This window comes from Mycobacterium sp. (genome assembly GCF_032162105.1).
Classification (GTDB): domain Bacteria; phylum Actinomycetota; class Actinomycetes; order Mycobacteriales; family Mycobacteriaceae; genus Mycobacterium.
This window is the reverse complement of the sequence record NZ_JAVRPS010000646.1, coordinates 1-14,395: the sequence shown is the minus strand read 5'-3', so window position 1 is coordinate 14,395 and position 14,395 is coordinate 1. Positions and strand designations below refer to the sequence as shown.

The 14,395-nt window shown below is 68.4% G+C and carries 18 protein-coding genes; 13 read left to right on the top strand and 5 right to left on the bottom strand.

The features are described 5' to 3' along the window. A partial coding sequence (locus QOC69_RS32560; RefSeq protein WP_526446620.1) for a GTP-binding protein occupies positions 1–674 on the bottom strand: 674 nt, incomplete at its 3' end. A 53-nt stretch (positions 675–727) separates the two neighbouring features. On the opposite strand from QOC69_RS32560, the gene QOC69_RS32555 reads away from it, so the two are divergent. Both QOC69_RS32555 and QOC69_RS32550 read left to right on the top strand, forming a co-directional pair. Next, positions 728–895, top strand: coding sequence for a hypothetical protein (locus tag QOC69_RS32555; protein WP_526446619.1), 168 nt, complete (start codon positions 728–730; stop codon positions 893–895). A gap of 60 nt (positions 896–955) precedes the next feature. Beyond that, positions 956–1,222 (top strand): hypothetical protein, encoded by a 267-nt coding sequence (locus QOC69_RS32550; RefSeq protein ID WP_526446618.1) that lies wholly within the window; start codon positions 956–958, stop codon positions 1,220–1,222. A 633-nt stretch (positions 1,223–1,855) separates the two neighbouring features. Here QOC69_RS32550 and QOC69_RS32545 read toward each other — a convergent pair. Further along, the gene (locus QOC69_RS32545; RefSeq protein ID WP_526446617.1) at positions 1,856–2,248 is read right to left on the bottom strand and encodes a (deoxy)nucleoside triphosphate pyrophosphohydrolase; all 393 of its coding nucleotides are present in this window, start codon (positions 2,246–2,248) and stop codon (positions 1,856–1,858) included. A 25-nt stretch (positions 2,249–2,273) separates the two neighbouring features. Here QOC69_RS32545 and QOC69_RS32540 point away from each other — a divergent pair, with 25 nt between their 5' ends. Then, the gene (locus tag QOC69_RS32540) at positions 2,274–2,555 is read left to right on the top strand and encodes a 4a-hydroxytetrahydrobiopterin dehydratase (protein WP_526446616.1); all 282 of its coding nucleotides are present in this window, start codon (positions 2,274–2,276) and stop codon (positions 2,553–2,555) included. On the opposite strand, the gene QOC69_RS32535 is transcribed toward QOC69_RS32540, so the two are convergent. Further along, on the bottom strand, positions 2,536–3,669 hold the full coding sequence (locus QOC69_RS32535; RefSeq protein ID WP_526446615.1) for a mannosyltransferase: 1,134 nt from the start codon (positions 3,667–3,669) through the stop codon (positions 2,536–2,538). The two genes, QOC69_RS32540 and QOC69_RS32535, sit on opposite strands and share 20 nt — an antisense overlap. A gap of 193 nt (positions 3,670–3,862) precedes the next feature. Between QOC69_RS32535 and QOC69_RS32530 the strand changes: the two genes are divergently transcribed. After that, entirely contained in the window at positions 3,863–4,501 is a 639-nt protein-coding gene (locus QOC69_RS32530; RefSeq protein WP_526446614.1) for a hypothetical protein, read from the top strand. A 51-nt stretch (positions 4,502–4,552) separates the two neighbouring features. Next, the gene (locus QOC69_RS32525) at positions 4,553–5,578 is read left to right on the top strand and encodes an Rv1157c family protein (protein ID WP_526446613.1); all 1,026 of its coding nucleotides are present in this window, start codon (positions 4,553–4,555) and stop codon (positions 5,576–5,578) included. Positions 5,579–5,594: 16 nt separating this feature from the next. Here the strand turns inward: QOC69_RS32525 and QOC69_RS32520 are convergent, their stop codons facing one another. Continuing rightward, the gene (locus QOC69_RS32520) at positions 5,595–5,744 is read right to left on the bottom strand and encodes a DUF1059 domain-containing protein (RefSeq protein WP_526446612.1); all 150 of its coding nucleotides are present in this window, start codon (positions 5,742–5,744) and stop codon (positions 5,595–5,597) included. A gap of 53 nt (positions 5,745–5,797) precedes the next feature. Here QOC69_RS32520 and QOC69_RS32515 point away from each other — a divergent pair, with 53 nt between their 5' ends. Further along, a complete protein-coding gene (locus QOC69_RS32515; protein ID WP_526446611.1) occupies positions 5,798–6,457 on the top strand; it encodes a nitroreductase family protein in 660 nt (219 codons plus the stop codon). Between the two features lie 26 nt (positions 6,458–6,483). Here the strand turns inward: QOC69_RS32515 and QOC69_RS32510 are convergent, their stop codons facing one another. Then, complete coding sequence (locus QOC69_RS32510; RefSeq protein ID WP_526446610.1) at positions 6,484–7,059, bottom strand: HhH-GPD-type base excision DNA repair protein; 576 nt, start codon at positions 7,057–7,059, stop codon at positions 6,484–6,486. Positions 7,060–7,107: 48 nt separating this feature from the next. Between QOC69_RS32510 and QOC69_RS32505 the strand changes: the two genes are divergently transcribed. The 7 genes from QOC69_RS32505 to QOC69_RS32475 form a co-directional block, all read left to right on the top strand. Beyond that, a complete protein-coding gene (locus QOC69_RS32505) occupies positions 7,108–8,322 on the top strand; it encodes a sensor histidine kinase (RefSeq protein WP_526446609.1) in 1,215 nt (404 codons plus the stop codon). Next, complete coding sequence (locus QOC69_RS32500; RefSeq protein ID WP_526446608.1) at positions 8,319–9,134, top strand: LytR/AlgR family response regulator transcription factor; 816 nt, start codon at positions 8,319–8,321, stop codon at positions 9,132–9,134. Before QOC69_RS32505 ends, QOC69_RS32500 begins: the two co-directional genes overlap by 4 nt. Then, a complete protein-coding gene (locus QOC69_RS32495) occupies positions 9,127–9,498 on the top strand; it encodes a hypothetical protein (protein WP_526446607.1) in 372 nt (123 codons plus the stop codon). The genes QOC69_RS32500 and QOC69_RS32495 overlap by 8 nt, the downstream gene beginning before the upstream one ends. Further along, positions 9,498–11,234 carry a sodium/solute symporter gene (locus QOC69_RS32490; protein WP_526446606.1) on the top strand — a complete coding sequence of 579 codons (1,737 nt, stop codon included), beginning with the start codon at positions 9,498–9,500 and terminating at the stop codon, positions 11,232–11,234. The genes QOC69_RS32495 and QOC69_RS32490 overlap by 1 nt, the downstream gene beginning before the upstream one ends. Before the next feature lie 159 nt (positions 11,235–11,393). Next, positions 11,394–11,744 carry a DUF485 domain-containing protein gene (locus tag QOC69_RS32485; protein ID WP_526446605.1) on the top strand — a complete coding sequence of 117 codons (351 nt, stop codon included), beginning with the start codon at positions 11,394–11,396 and terminating at the stop codon, positions 11,742–11,744. Continuing rightward, positions 11,741–13,372: a monocarboxylic acid transporter gene (locus QOC69_RS32480; protein WP_526446604.1), complete on the top strand. Its 1,632-nt coding sequence runs from the start codon at positions 11,741–11,743 to the stop codon at positions 13,370–13,372. Before QOC69_RS32485 ends, QOC69_RS32480 begins: the two co-directional genes overlap by 4 nt. A gap of 136 nt (positions 13,373–13,508) precedes the next feature. Then, the coding region (locus QOC69_RS32475; RefSeq protein ID WP_526446621.1) for an MFS transporter at positions 13,509–14,395 on the top strand (887 nt) is incomplete at its 3' end.

Here is a 14,395-nt window from a genome sequence, read left to right as displayed (position 1 = left end):
GCCTCGGGATCGCCCTGCGGCGGCGGGATGTGCTCGAGCAGCACGTCGAACAGCGGGTCGAGGTTCTCGCCTTCGGGGTTCTCGCCGTTGGCGGGTTCGACCGTGCTGGCGATACCGGCGCGCCCTGAGGCGTACAGCGTCGGCAGGCCGAGCGCGTTCTCGGCGGCCTTCTGTGCTTCGTCGTCCAGATCGGTGGCGACGTCCAGCAGCAGGTCGTGGCTCTCCTCGACGACGGCGGCGATCCGGGCGTCGGGGCGATCGGTCTTGTTGACCACGAGGATCACCGGCAGGTGTGCGGCCAACGCCTTGCGCAGCACGAACCGGGTCTGTGGCAGCGGGCCCTCGGAGGCGTCGACGAGCAGCAGCACGCCGTCGACCATGGACAGGCCGCGTTCGACCTCGCCGCCGAAGTCGGCGTGGCCGGGGGTGTCGATGACGTTGATGACCGTCATGGCGCCGTCCGGGTGGTGGCGGTGCACGGCGGTGTTCTTGGCCAGGATGGTGATGCCCTTTTCCTTCTCCAGGTCACCGGAGTCCATCAGGCGCTCGACCGTGTCGTCCCCGCGATGGGTCAGCGCGCCGGACTGACGCAGCATCGCGTCCACGAGCGTCGTCTTGCCATGATCGACGTGGGCGACGATGGCTACGTTGCGAAAGTCCGGGCGCGAATCCACACCCAGATTGTCGCAGCGCAGGCATCCATTCGCGAAAACGACGGAAGGGTCATGTGAAGTCCAGCACGTTCGCCGGGATCACGCCGAAGAAGAAGTGCTGCCGCAGCAAGCCGCGGTGCAAACGGTGTCCGGTGGTCCTGCACAAGGTTCGCAAGGCCGAGCTATCCGGCCTGCGCGGCAAGGACCTCGTGAAGGTGTTCAAGCGCACACGATTGTCCTGACGACCTCGACGAACATCGGCGTACCGTAAAAACGTTCGTTCGAGGTTGGAGGTATCCATCATGACGTTTTACGAAGTGGCAACCATCGCACTCGTGGTGGTACTTGCGACTGCGACGACAGTTGCGATCTACGTCGGTCTGCTGAACTGGATGGGCGCGTTCTACGTCGTGCGGTGTGCGGCATGTCACCACCTGACGTTCTCGTCGGCCAACCAGGCGCAGGGCTCTTGCCCGCACTGCCGCCATCCGGCCCTGCTGCACCCGATGTACGCGGCCCGCCACCGACGCAGCCCGGTGCGCGTGGTCGGCGACCGCCTCCGATACTGACCAGCCGCGCTACGGCGTCGACAGCAGCACCAGTACGCGGCGGTTGCCGGACGGCTCGGGGGAAATCGCCAGGGTCAGGGCGTAGTACGTCGAGGCCGTAATACTTCGTCTGGTCCTCGGTGATCTCGTCGATCACCCTGCCCTGACCGTGCACCACGCGGTCAGACGAATCCCGCATCAGGCCGATGAAGTCGGACACCGTCATCGACTCGGCCAATAGCAGCGCCTCACCACCCGAGGCCAACTCGATCAACATGCCGGCGCCTGCGTAGTTGTTGCCACCTCTAGGCATCGGGACAGATCGGTGACCCGCGTGTTGGCCTGCGGCTCGTCGAAGTGCGCCACAGCCGTCCCACCGGTCCCTGGCTCGGGCGGTGCTGAAGGTGCCCACCTACGAGCGACTTTCGGGTCGCCCCTCGTCGGGCACGGTCACCGCCCGGCCCGCTCGACTCTGCATGGATGGCGCGGGTTACTCACACTTTTGCACCCTGCTCGCAGAGTCAACGCCCGAGGCAACGACGACTTTGCCCGTCTACGAGCCGAAGGCGCCGATTGTCGCTCGTAGGTGGACACGAAGTGCACCCGTTGGTCCGGCGACTCGCGGGGCCCGTGATGAACGCGTGCCGTGCGGGCCTAGCCGGAGCGCAGCGCCGCGGTCAGGTCCGGCACCCAGCCGCGGTCGGCGGGCACCCACGCCAAGCCGTCGAGCTCCTCGGCGGTCACCCAGCGCAGCGCGCGGTGGTCGCGAGGCTGCACGCTGCCGCCCATGCGGGTGATCAGATATGCGCGCAACGTCATGGCGGCGCCGAGCGCCACGTCGTGACCCAGCCGGGCGCCCACGGTGACCTGGATCCCGAGTTCTTCCTCGAGTTCGCGCGCCAACGCCGCGGCGTCGGTCTCCCCCGCCGCCACCTTCCCGCCCGGCAGCTCCCACAACCCGGCCAGCTCCGGCGGCCGCGCGCGTTGCGCCACCAGTAGCGTGCCGACGGAGATCAGCGCTCCGGCGACCACGATCTGGTTCGGCACGGCAGCGACGGTATACCGTCGGGTGATGGCTGTGTTAACGGACGAACAAGTGGACACCGCACTGCCCGACCTCGACGGCTGGGAACGCTCCGACGGCGCGTTGCGCCGGTCGATCAAGTTTCCGGCGTTTCTCGCCGGGATCGACGCGGTGCGCCGAGTGGCCGAGCACGCAGAGCAGGAGGATCACCACCCCGACATCGACATTCGTTGGCGGACAGTGACTTTCGCGCTCGTCACGCATTCGGAGGGCGGTATCACCGACAAGGACGTGGCGATGGCGCGCGACATCAACTCGATCGTCGGCTAGCGGCGATCCAGCCGAGCGTCGCCAGCGTCGCCACGATGTAGATCAGGCCGGCCCAGGCCAGATACCAGGGCCGCTCGATCTGCCAGATCGTCGGCTGGGCGAAGCTCAGCAGCCACGGCACGCCGATCAGGGTCAGGATCAACCAGCCCCAGCCCAGGACGCGCGCCCCCCGGCGATCGCGCAGCGCCCCATGCAGCAGCCAAATCATCAACGGGATCAACCACACCCAGTGGTGGGTCCACGAGATCGGTGACAGCAGCAACCCAAACACCTGCACCACGACGATGGCCCCCAGTCGATCGTCGGCGCCGACGGCACGCCACGCCAGAATCGCCAGCACGGCCGTGACCGCCACCGCGGCGAGCACCAGCGGCCCGTATCCGGCGTCGTGGCCGAGGATGCGGGAGATGCCGCCGCGCCAGGACTGGTTGAACGACGTGCCGATGGGCCCGATCCGGCTGGCGTCGCCGAGCAGGTCGGTGAAGTAGAATCGCGCCTGCTCCCCGAGGACCAGCACCGACACGCCGATGGTCGCGAAGAACACCACCGCCGAGAACACCACGGCGCCCCAGCGACGGGCTCCGAGGAAGTAGAGCCCCGACACCGCGGGCGTCAGCTTGATTCCTGCCGCGAGTCCGACCAGCAGGCCGGACAGCCACCACCGGCTGCTGTAGACCGCGCAGAGCACGGCGAGCACCAGGATGACGTTGATCTGGCCGTAGTCGAAGGTGCTGCGCAGCGGCTCGGTCCAGATGCCCACCGCCGTCCACAGCATGGCCAGGCGGTGGTCGGCGCGGCCGAGCAGACGCAGGCTGACCCACACCACGCCGTACAGGGCGACGATGATCCCGACCTGCCAGACGAAGGCGAGCAGTCCGAACGGCACAAGGTGCAGCGGTGCGAACAGGACGGCCGCGAACGGCGGGTAGGTGAAGGGCAGCGGGAAGTCGGGCGTCTGGTCGGCGTAGACGTAGTCGTAGAGCGGGTGGTCGGTGCCAAGGGTGGCCGCCCCGCCGACGTAGACGTGCAGGTCGACGAAGTTGGCGCCGTTGGGCACCAGGTACGTCCAGGCGAACCGTGCGGCGACGCTGGTCAGGAGCAGCCAGGGAGCCATCGTCGCCAGGCGGGTCGCGGCCCGTTTCGAGACGGGTGGGACGGGTTGGACGTCTATCCGTCGACTGTAGCGATCGGTCACCGTATGCCGTCATGTACGTAACGGTCGGATAAATGCCACACGTGTCACTTGAGTAACTCCAGTAACTCCGTAGCTTCGGTTGCAGACGTGCCGTCAACGGATCGGGAGAACCATGCACTTCACCAGAAAACTGTTCGCCACCAGCATGATTGCGGCTGCGGGCGCGATTCCGGTCGCCCTGGCCCTCAGCGCCCCTGCGACGGCCGACCCGGCGCCTCCGCCGCTGCCCGCGATTCCCGGCATGTCGGGCCTGCCGTTCCTCAGCAGCGCGCCGCAGATGTTGCAGAGCGCTCCGCAGATGCTGCAGGGCCTGGCGTCGATGTTCTCGGGGACGGCTGCTCCGGCGGCCGCCGCAACCCCGGCCGCTGCTGCACCTGCTGCGACCGCGTCCGTCACCCTGCCGCAAGCACCGGCGGCGGCTCCGGCTGCTGCTGCGGCCCCGCTGAACACTCTCGGCGCGCCTGCCGTTCCCGCCGCCGTGGCTCCGGCGGCACAGGGTCTGGTTCCGACCGCCGAGGTGCAGCTTCCGCAGGTGCCGATGAACCCACTGCCGCTGCCGCAGCAGGTCAACTTCCCCGGCGACCTGGCCTCGCTGATGCCCGCTGGCACGCCGCTGGCCAACCTGCTGCCGAAGTCGCCGGCGGCGGTGCCCGTTACTCCGAGCCTCCCGGCTGTCGCGGCACCTGTAGTCGCAGCACCGAGCGGTCTGGGGCTGCCGCCGATGATGTTCCCGACCTCTGCACTGCCCTGAGCCACGCCGCTCTAGGCCGCCGCAGGAACCACTGAAACCACGGGGAGAGTCATGTCATCGACCAGGACGTTGCTCGTCGCACTCGGTGCGTCGGCCACGCTGACGCTGGGCGGCCTTCCGGTCGCCCACGCGGATCCGGCGCCGCCGTTGCCGATGCCGATCAGCGGTTTGCAGGCGCCGGGGTTGCCGGCGATGCAGAGCCTCGGACCGGCCATCCAGCAGGCGGCGGCCGATCCGACGAACGCGGCGTCGATGCTGATGGCCGCCGCGGCGGCATTCGCGGGCAACAGCGCGGCGCCCGCCGACTCGAAGAACGTGGCTGCGGCGGTCAACCAGTTCGTCGCCGATCCCCAGGTGGCGCACGTGCCCGCCGCGGGTGCGGTGCCGGGCGTCGAGGCACATCTGCCCCAGGGCGTGGACCCGGCGCACGCCGTCGGGCCGGCTCCCGATGCGGTGCCCGAAGCCGCGCCTGCAGCGGCACCCGCCCCGGAGGCCGCGCCCGCCGCTCCCGCGCCGGAGGCCGCTCCCGCGCCGGAGGCCGCTCCCGCGCCGGAAGCCGTCCCCGCGCCGGAGGCCGTCCCCGCGCCCGCTCCCGAAGCCGTCCCCGCCCCGGCACCCGACGGCGCTGCCGCCCCCGGCCCTGCGCCTGCGCCGAGCTTCGGCCCTGACGCCCCCGTCACGCAGGACTTCATGTACCCGTCGATCAGCAACGGATGCACGAAGGACGGCGGAAACGTTCTGGCGACGGCGATCTCGGTGGCCGGCCCGGCGAAGATCCCGAACCCGGGCCCGGGTCCCGGCCAGACCGCCTACGTGTTCACCGCGGTCGGCACGCCCGGCCCCGCCGCCGAGCAGAAGCTGCCGCTGAACGTCACCTGGGTCAACCTGACCACGGGCAAGTCGGGCGGCGCCACGCTCAAGCCGCAGTCCGACATCAACCCCGACGGCCCGACGACGCTGACCGCCATCGTCGACACGGGTTCGGGCAGCATCATGTCGACGATCTTCGGTCAGGTCTCGACCACCGAGAAGCAGTGCCAGTTCATGCCCACCATCGGCTCGACGGTGGTGCCGTGACGGCGAGTTGCGCCCGTCAGTAGGCCATGAACAGGATCATTTCGCGGTCGTACTCGCGGCCAGGGTGCGCCTCGGCGAGGTGCGTCTGAGTCTTCTCGACCAGATCGTCCTCGTCGGAGCCGGTGATGGCCTCCCCGCAGGGGCAGTTCAGATGTGTCTTCGCCATGTACCAACGATCCCACGAGATGTACCCACGCTCCCACCAGCATGATGGGAGGGATGGAGCTATACGACGTTATGCGCACGACGGGGGCGGTCCGACAGTTCACCGGCGACCCCCTGCCCGACGACGTGCTCGAGCGGATCCTCGACAACGCCCGGTTCGCGCCCAGCGGCGGCAACCGGCAGGGCGTGCGGGTGATCGCGGTCCGCGACAGCTCGACTCGCGAGGCGCTCGCCGACCTGTCGATCCCCGGCGCGCGCCGGTATGCGGCACAGCTGGTCAACGGCGAGTCGCCGTGGAACCCGTTGCACCCGTGTGGGGTCGACGCACAGACGGTCGCGGCCACCGAAGCGCCGGCACAAATGACGGCCCCGTTGCGAGAGGCACCGGTCGTGCTGGTGATCTGCGTGGATCTCGGCGTGGTCGCCGCGACGGACCAGGACCTCGACCGGATCGGTGTGATCGCAGGCGCGTCGGTCTATCCGTTCGTCTGGAATGTCATGCTGGCTGCGCGCAACGAGGGCTTCGGCGGCGTCACCAACACGATGGCGGTTGCCGAGGAGCCGCGGGTGAAGGAGCTTCTGCAGATCCCCGACGAGTTCGCGATCGCCGCGCTGGTGCCGCTCGGTAAGGCCGTGCATCAGGTCAGCAAGCTCAAGCGGAGGCAAGTCGCCGAGTTCGCGACCCGCGAGCGGTTCGACGGCGAGGCGTTCTAGGCCTTCGCCTTCGCCTCATCCATGGCTCAGGCCTTCGCCTTCGCTGCCGCCTTGGCTTGCTTCTTGTACGACCGCACCTTCTCCAAGGAACCCGCGTCGACGACGTCGGCGACCGACATGTGCGTGCCCGCCTTGCCGTAGTCGCCTGCGGCCTCGCGCCAACCCGTCGGCGTCACCCCGTACTGCTTGCCCAACAGGGCCAGGAAGATCTTGGCCTTCTGCTCGCCGAACCCCGGCAGCGCCTTCAGCCGACGCAGCACCTCGCGGCCGTCCGGGTCCCCTGCCGTCCACAACGCGGCGGCGCTGCCGTCGTAGTCGTCGACGATGGCCTGCGCCATGGTCTGCAGCCGCTTGCCCATGGAACCCGGAAACCGGTGCACGGCAGGGCGTTCCGAGCACAGCGCGATGAACTTGTCGGGGTCGTAGTCGGCGATCTCGCGGGCGTCGACCCCACCCATCCGGTCGGCGATCTTCTTCGGCCCGGCGAACGCCACTTCCATGGGAATCTGCTGGTCGAGAAGCATCCCGGCCAGCAGCGCGAAGGGGTTCGACTCGAGCAGCTCATCGGCCGCCGGATCTTGCACAAGCTGCAGTTTCGCCATCGGACCAGTTTAAGGTGACGGACAACCGCCCAAAACGTGTGAGGTGATATGCCGGGCGAGATCGCGATTGGGTTGGCGGCGGCGCTCATCCTGGCCACTGTGGCCGCCGCTGTCATCGCGGTGCGTACCCGTCGGGTCGTCACGACCCCCACCGAGCGAGCCGTGCACGCCGCGCTGCACACTGCGTCGCTCGCCGCCCACGCGTTGCGCCACGGCCTCGACGCCGACTCCGCGCAGCGGGCCGTGCCGTTCCTCCGTCGACTCACCGGCGCCGATGCCGTCGTCTTGTTCGACGAATCCGGCCAGCGGTCGGCCCGCGATCCCTCCGACCGGTCGACGTGGACACCGGACGCCCTGTCGGCGGCCGAGCACGCCGCCAAGGAGGCGCTCACCGGGCAGCGGCGCATCATGTCGACGCACCGCGCGAGCGCGATGGTCGCGCAACCCCTCCTCACCGACGACGGTGACGTACTTGGCGTGCTCGTCGCGGTGACCTCTCGCGAGCCAGCGCCGGGCATGTTGGGTGCCATCGGCGAGGTCGCCCGCTACGCGGCCAGTCAACTCGAGCTGGCGGACCTCGACGCCTCAAGGGCCCGGCTGGATCGTGCCGAGGTGTTGGCACTGCGCGCCCAGATCAGCCCACACTTCATCTACAACGCGCTCAACACCATCGCGTCGTTCGTGCGCACCGATCCCGACCGGGCCAGGGAGCTGATCCTCGAGTTCGCCGACTTCACCCGCTACTCCTTCCGCGCGGCGGGCCAATACACCACTCTCTCCGAGGAACTGGGCAACATCGACCGCTACCTGACTCTCGAACGGGCCCGTTTCGGCAACGCGTTGACGGTCAGGCTGCAGGTCGCGCCGGAGATGCTCAACGTCGTCGTGCCCTTCCTCGCACTGCAGCCGTTGGTGGAGAACGCGGTCCGGCACGGATTCGCGGGACGGGGCGGAGGCACCGTCGAGATCGTCGCGCGAGACGACGGCACCGATTGCGTCGTCACCGTCGAGGATGACGGCGTTGGCATGGATCCCGACGCCCTGCGATCGGGCCCCGCCGACGCACTGGCCGACGTAACCCCGGACGCGCCCAGCCATTCAGCCCACGTCGGCCTCACGAACGTGGATCACCGTCTGCGCGCGGCATTCGGCAACGACTACGGTCTGGTGGTCGAGACGGCGATGGACGCGGGCACCAAGGTCATCATGCGGGTCCCGAAGTTCCGATCGGGTGTCCGGGCCGGCGGAGGTGCATTCAGTTGAGCAAGACGTCGAGCGGGACCCTCGTGGTGCTCGCCGTCGACGACGAGGCGCCTGCCCTCGACGAGCTGGCGTTTCTGCTGAGCGAGCATCCCGACATCGCAGAAGTGAGTCGGGCCGGCGACGCGACGTCGGCACTGCGAGAACTGAACCGGCGCACGATTGACGCGGTATTCCTCGACATCAACATGCCGGGCCTGAGCGGTCTCGAGCTGGCGGGCGTGCTGACGAACTTCTCCTACCGTCCCGCCGTGGTGTTCGTGACGGCACATGACGACAGGGCGGTCGCCGCATTCGACGTCGGCGCGGTCGACTACCTACTCAAACCCATCCGGGCGAGCCGGCTCGACGAAGCGGTGCGCCGGGTGCTTGCCGCGCGCGCAGACACCGCACGCAACGACACCGGACGTGCCGAGGAGGACGGCGACCAGGACGCCGACGTCATCCCCGCCGAGCTCGGCGGTATCACCCACCTGGTGCCGAGGGACAGCATCGGCTGGGTGGAGGCCGAAGGCGACTACGCGCGGCTGCATTCCACATCCGGTGCACACCTGGTGCGGATACCCCTGAGCGCCCTCGAATCTCGGTGGCGGGAAAGAGGTTTCCAACGCATCCACCGCTCCTACCTGGTGGCGTTGCGCATCGTCGTCGGGCTGCGCACCACCGACGGTGCCGTGCTGGTCCGCCTGCGCGCGAACGGCGCGTCCCCCGCCGTGGAGCTGCCGGTCAGCCGCCGGCAGGCGCGTGAGCTTCGGGACCGGTTGGTCCGCGACCCGATGCGCAATCTCCGTCCCGCAGGAGGCGGAGATGACTAGCGGACGTCCGCAACGCGAGCGCGTGGTGCTCTCCCACCGTCGGGGCGCGAGGATCGTGCGCACGCGTGCGGAGGTCCAGGAACAGACTCAGGTCGGCGACGCTTTCGTGCGCGGACTGGTGCGCGCCCAACTCGGACTGGCGCTGCGACTGGCCGCGGTCGTGGTGGCCTCGGTCGCCGCCGTTCCGTTGCTGATCGGCCTCTTTCCCGGGGTCGCCGCCGTGACGGTGTTCGGCATCCGGCTCAGCTGGTTGCTCCTGGCAGCCGTGGTCTATCCGGTGATGTATGGCGTCGGACGACTGTACGTGCGCTTGGCCGAACAGAGTGAGCGGGACTTCGTCCGCGTCGTTGACGGCGAGCCCTGATGACCGGCGCACCGTTGACCGCCGCCGCTCTGATCGCCGCCGCGGCTGCCACGATCGCCATCGGCATCTACGGAATACGACTGTCCCGCAATACGTCCGACTTCCTGGTCGCGTCGCGCAGCATCGGGCCGCAGTGGAATGCCGCGGCCGTCTCGGGTGAATACCTCTCGGCAGCATCGTTTCTCGGCGTTGCCGGGCTGATCGCCAAGTATGGCGCCGATGCGCTGTGGTATCCGGTCGGCTTCACTGCAGGCTATCTCGGGCTCTTGCTGTTCGTGGCCGCGCCGCTGCGCCGCTCCGGCGCATACACGGTGCCCGACTTCGCTGAGTTCCGGCTGGCCTCGGCCCGACTGCGCAAGGTCGCGATGCTGGTCGTGGTGGTCATCTGCGTGTTCTACCTCGTCCCGCAGTATCAGGGCGCCGGACTGGCCCTCAAGACACTTCTGGGGCTTCCGGTTTGGGTGGGACCGGTAGCCGTCGGCGCCATCGTGATCGTCAACGTGGTCGGTGGCGGCATGCGGTCGATCACGTTCGTTCAGGCCTTCCAGTACTGGCTGAAGCTCACGGCGATCGCCGTGCCAGCGTTGGCCCTGCTCACGGTGTTTCTGCGCGACGGCACCGATCTGGCAGGGCCGCTGCCGCCGACCGTGCACCAGCAGACCACCGTCACCATCGAGACCGACGTGGTGGTGCAGGTCGCCGAACCGGCCGGGATCACGGTGGTCGGCACTGTCGACGGGCAGCGCGTCGACGGTGCGCCGTTCCGCGCCCCCGGCCGGTACTCACTCCAAAAGGGCACGACGCTGACGCTGGCCGCCGGGTCGGCGACACCCGTGGTCGCCGGTGCACCGAGCTCAGGTGACGACTGGATCGCGTCCGGCGGCGGCTTGGGCGGGGATCACCCGTCCTACCAAGTTCTTTCGATCATCGTCGCCACGTTCCTTGGCACCATGGGTCTGCCGCACGTCTTGGTCCGCTTCTACACCAATCCCGACGCCCACGCGGCACGGCGCACCGCGCTGGCGGTCATCGTGCTGCTCTCGCTGTTCTATCTGTTCCCCACGCTCCTCGGCGTGTTCGCCAGACAGTTCGTGCCGCAGCTCCTGATCACGGGCACCGCTGACGCCGCAGTGCTGCTGCTGCCCAGCGCCGCGATCGGCGGCATGGGTGGCGCCGGCTTGGCCGCACTCGTCGCGGCAGGCGCCATCGCCGCGTTCCTGGCGACGTCGTCGGGCCTGCTGGTCAGCATCGCGGGCGCGCTGTCGACCGACGTGCTGCGCGGCCGCGTCCGCGACTTCCGGGTGGCCGCACTCGTCGGCGGCATGGTGCCGATCCCGCTGGCACTGCTCGCATCGTCGCTGGAGCTGTCCCGCAGCGTCGGCCTCGCGTTCGCGGTCGCCGCGTCCACACTGTGTCCGCTGTTGGTGCTGGGCATCTGGTGGCGGGGACTGACCAGCGTCGGCGCAGCGTGCGGACTGGCGGTGGGCGGCGTGTCATCTGGAGTGGCAACGACATTGGCGATCACGGGTGGCGTCGACGAACGCCTGCTCGGCGGCTGGCCTGCCATCGTCGTCGGCTACCCCGCCGCGGTCACCGTTCCTCTGGCGTTCCTGACGATGGTCGTGGTCAGCCGTGTCACGGCATCGACCAGGCCGCCCGACGTGGCGAGGATCTTTGCGCAGATGCACGTGCCCGAGCGGCTGGGGATGGGCGTGGAGAGACTCCCTGGCGACTAGCCGGACCGTCGGGCGGGCAACCGCTCATCGCCGCCGATCGACCGTTCACCGCAACACTCGAGGACTTCGCCGTGTAAGCACCGGGAAGTCGGGGTATGTGACATACATCTCAATTAAGTTCGCCGCAGAGCGAGTTCACCGTCGAGATCAGGAGTGACCGTGCCCGAAACCGACCTTCCACCCCGCGCAGCCGCCGCCAGCGGCATTGACTTCGAAGAAATCCAGGCCAGCCCCGAGTTTCAGGAGCTGCGAAGCAGATTGCGCCGCTTCGTTTTCCCGATGAGCGCGGTGTTTCTGATCTGGTACGCCGCCTACGTGATGCTTGGCGCGTTCGCCCACGACTTCATGGCCATCAAGGTCTGGGGCAACATCAACGTCGGCCTGCTCGTCGGCCTTGGCCAGTTCCTGTCGACCTTCATCATCACCGGCATCTACGTCCGGTTCGCCAACCGTGAGCTCGATCCACGGGCCGCGGCAATCCGCTCCGAGTTCGAAGGCACTGCAGCATGAAACTCCTCGCCGCCGACGGCGCCACCATCGGAAATCCCGCCGCCAACATCGGCATCTTCATCCTCTTCGTTGCCGTCACGCTCTACATCGTGATCCGCGCCAGCAAGAAGAACGCCACCGCAGCCGAATTCTTCACCGCGGGGCGTTCGTTCACCGGACCGCAGAACGGCATCGCGATATCCGGTGACTACCTGTCCGCCGCCAGCTTTCTCGGCATCGCAGGCGCCATCGCGGTATACGGCTACGACGGCTTTCTGTACTCGATCGGCTTCCTGGTCGCGTGGCTGGTCGCCTTGCTGCTCGTCGCCGAATTGCTCCGCAACGCAGGCAAATTCACCATGGCCGACGTGCTGAGTTTCCGGCTCAAGCAGCGGCCGGTACGGATGGCTGCAGCGACCACCACCCTTGCCGTATGCCTGTTCTACCTACTGGCGCAGATGGCAGGCGCAGGGGGTTTGGTGGCCCTGCTGCTCAACGTATCGAGCGACATCGGCCAGGCACTGGTCATCGCCGTCGTCGGTCTGCTGATGATCGTCTACGTGCTGATCGGAGGGATGAAGGGCACCACCTGGGTGCAGATCATCAAGGCCGTGCTGCTGATCGGGGGTGCGGCATTGATGACGGTGATGGTGCTCGCCAAGTTCGGAATGAACTTCTCCGACATCCTCGGCGCCGCCCAGTCCTCGGTATCCGGGTCCGCCAATGAGGCGGTGGCCAAGCGCGACATTCTGGCTCCCGGCGCCCAGTACGGCGCATCGCTGACCTCGCAGATCAACTTCATTTCGCTTGCGATCGCTCTGGTGCTCGGTACCGCCGGCCTGCCGCACGTGCTGATGCGCTTCTACACGGTGCCCACCGCCAAGGAGGCCCGCCGTTCGGTGGTGTGGGCGATCGTGCTCATTGGTGCCTTCTACCTGTTCACGCTGGCACTGGGCTACGGCGCCGCTGCCCTCGTCGGCCCCGACGAAATCCTGGCGGCGCCAGGCGCCCAGAACTCAGCGGCACCGCTGTTGGCATTCCACCTCGGCGGGGTGGTCCTGCTCGGTGTCATCTCGGCGGTCGCGTTCGCTACGATCCTCGCCGTGGTCGCAGGCCTGACCATCACGGCGGCGACGTCGTTCGCGCACGACATCTATGCAAGCGTGTTGAAGAGCCACCAGGTGACCGAGGAGGAGCAGGTGCGGGTGTCCCGCATCACCGTCGTGGTGATCGGCGTCCTTGCGATCGGGCTCGGCATCCTTGCCAACGGCCAGAACATCGCGTTCCTGGTCGCGTTGGCGTTCGCGGTCGCCGCGGCCGCCAACCTGCCCACCATCGTGTACTCGCTGTACTGGCGCCGGTTCAACACCCGCGGCGCGCTGTGGAGCATGTACGGCGGCCTGATCTCGACGATCGTGCTGATCGTCTTCTCCCCCGCGGTGTCGGGCGCGAAGACCGCGATGCTGCCCAGCCTGGACTTCGCCTGGTTCCCGCTGGCCAACCCTGGCATCGTGTCGATTCCGCTGGCCTTCATCCTTGGCATCCTCGGCACGCTGTCGTCTCCCGATGACGAGGATCCAGAACTCGCCGCCGAGATGGAGGTGCGCTCGCTGACCGGCATCGGAGCGGAGAAGGCGGTCGCACACTAGCCGGGCAGGCCGTCGGGGAAGTCGGGGCGTCCTGTCGACGTTTACACCGGACGTGCCCGACACTCAACGCGTGACACCCGCCGACCGACCCCGCCGCTACGGGTTCGCCCTGCTCGCGTACGCATTCGCCGTGATCATGGTGGGCACCACCCTGCCGACGCCGATGTACGCGCTGTACGCCAACCACATGCACTTCGCCGTGTTCACCACGACGGTGATCTTCGCCACGTACGCCGTCGGGGTGTTGGGCGCGCTGCTGCTGTTCGGGCGCTGGTCGGACGCGATCGGCCGACGGCCGGTGCTCCTCGCCGGTGCTGCGTTCGCCCTCGCCAGTGCGGTGGTGTTCCTGTTCGCCGACGACGTCGCGCTGCTACTGGTCGCGCGACTGTTGTCCGGCCTGTCGGCGGGCATCTTCACCGGCACCGCAACCGCTGCCGTCGTCGAGGCCGCCCCACCCGCGCAGCGCGACCGCGCCGCCGTCGTCGCGACGATCGCCAACATCGGCGGGTTGGGCGCGGGCCCACTGCTGGCCGGGGTGCTGGTCGAGTACGCGCCGCACCCGCTGCAGTTGTCGTTCGTGGTGCACATCGTGCTGGTCGTGCTGGCCATCGGCGCGGTGCTGTTGGCGCCCGAGACGTCGGCGCGGACCGGCCGCATCGGCTTCCAGCGGCTGTCGGTGCCCGCCGAGGTGCGGCAGGTCTTCATCACCGGGGCCACCGCAGCATTCGCGGGCTTCGCCGTGACGGGCCTGTTCACCGCGGTCGCGCCGTCGTTCGTCGCGGAGGTCATCGGCATCGACAACCACGCCGTCGCGGGCGCGGTGGCGTGTTCGATCTTCGCCGCGTCGGCGGTCGCGCAACTGTCCGCCCGTCGGATGCCAACGCAGCGCGCCGTCGCGATCGGCTGCGCGATCCTGGTGGTCGGCATGGTGATACTCGCCGTCGCCCTGCACTTTTCGTCTCTGGCGGGCCTGATCGCCGGCGCTGTGGTGTCGGGTGTCGGCCAGGGCATCAGCTTCAGCCG

Bases quoted from the DNA above. Each gene is read 5' to 3' on its own strand.
- QOC69_RS32480 (WP_526446604.1), top strand. From the start codon at position 11,741: ATGAAACTCCTCGCCGCCGACGGCGCCACCATCGGAAATCCCGCCGCC.
- QOC69_RS32495 (WP_526446607.1), top strand. From the start codon at position 9,127: ATGACTAGCGGACGTCCGCAACGCGAGCGCGTGGTGCTCTCCCACCGT.
- QOC69_RS32510 (WP_526446610.1), bottom strand. From the start codon at position 7,059: ATGGCGAAACTGCAGCTTGTGCAAGATCCGGCGGCCGATGAGCTGCTC.
- QOC69_RS32490 (WP_526446606.1), top strand. From the start codon at position 9,498: ATGACCGGCGCACCGTTGACCGCCGCCGCTCTGATCGCCGCCGCGGCT.
- QOC69_RS32550 (WP_526446618.1), top strand. From the start codon at position 956: ATGACGTTTTACGAAGTGGCAACCATCGCACTCGTGGTGGTACTTGCG.
- QOC69_RS32525 (WP_526446613.1), top strand. From the start codon at position 4,553: ATGTCATCGACCAGGACGTTGCTCGTCGCACTCGGTGCGTCGGCCACG.
- QOC69_RS32505 (WP_526446609.1), top strand. From the start codon at position 7,108: ATGCCGGGCGAGATCGCGATTGGGTTGGCGGCGGCGCTCATCCTGGCC.
- QOC69_RS32520 (WP_526446612.1), bottom strand. From the start codon at position 5,744: ATGGCGAAGACACATCTGAACTGCCCCTGCGGGGAGGCCATCACCGGC.
- QOC69_RS32540 (WP_526446616.1), top strand. From the start codon at position 2,274: ATGGCTGTGTTAACGGACGAACAAGTGGACACCGCACTGCCCGACCTC.
- QOC69_RS32535 (WP_526446615.1), bottom strand. From the start codon at position 3,669: ATGGCTCCCTGGCTGCTCCTGACCAGCGTCGCCGCACGGTTCGCCTGG.
- QOC69_RS32515 (WP_526446611.1), top strand. From the start codon at position 5,798: ATGGAGCTATACGACGTTATGCGCACGACGGGGGCGGTCCGACAGTTC.
- QOC69_RS32530 (WP_526446614.1), top strand. From the start codon at position 3,863: ATGCACTTCACCAGAAAACTGTTCGCCACCAGCATGATTGCGGCTGCG.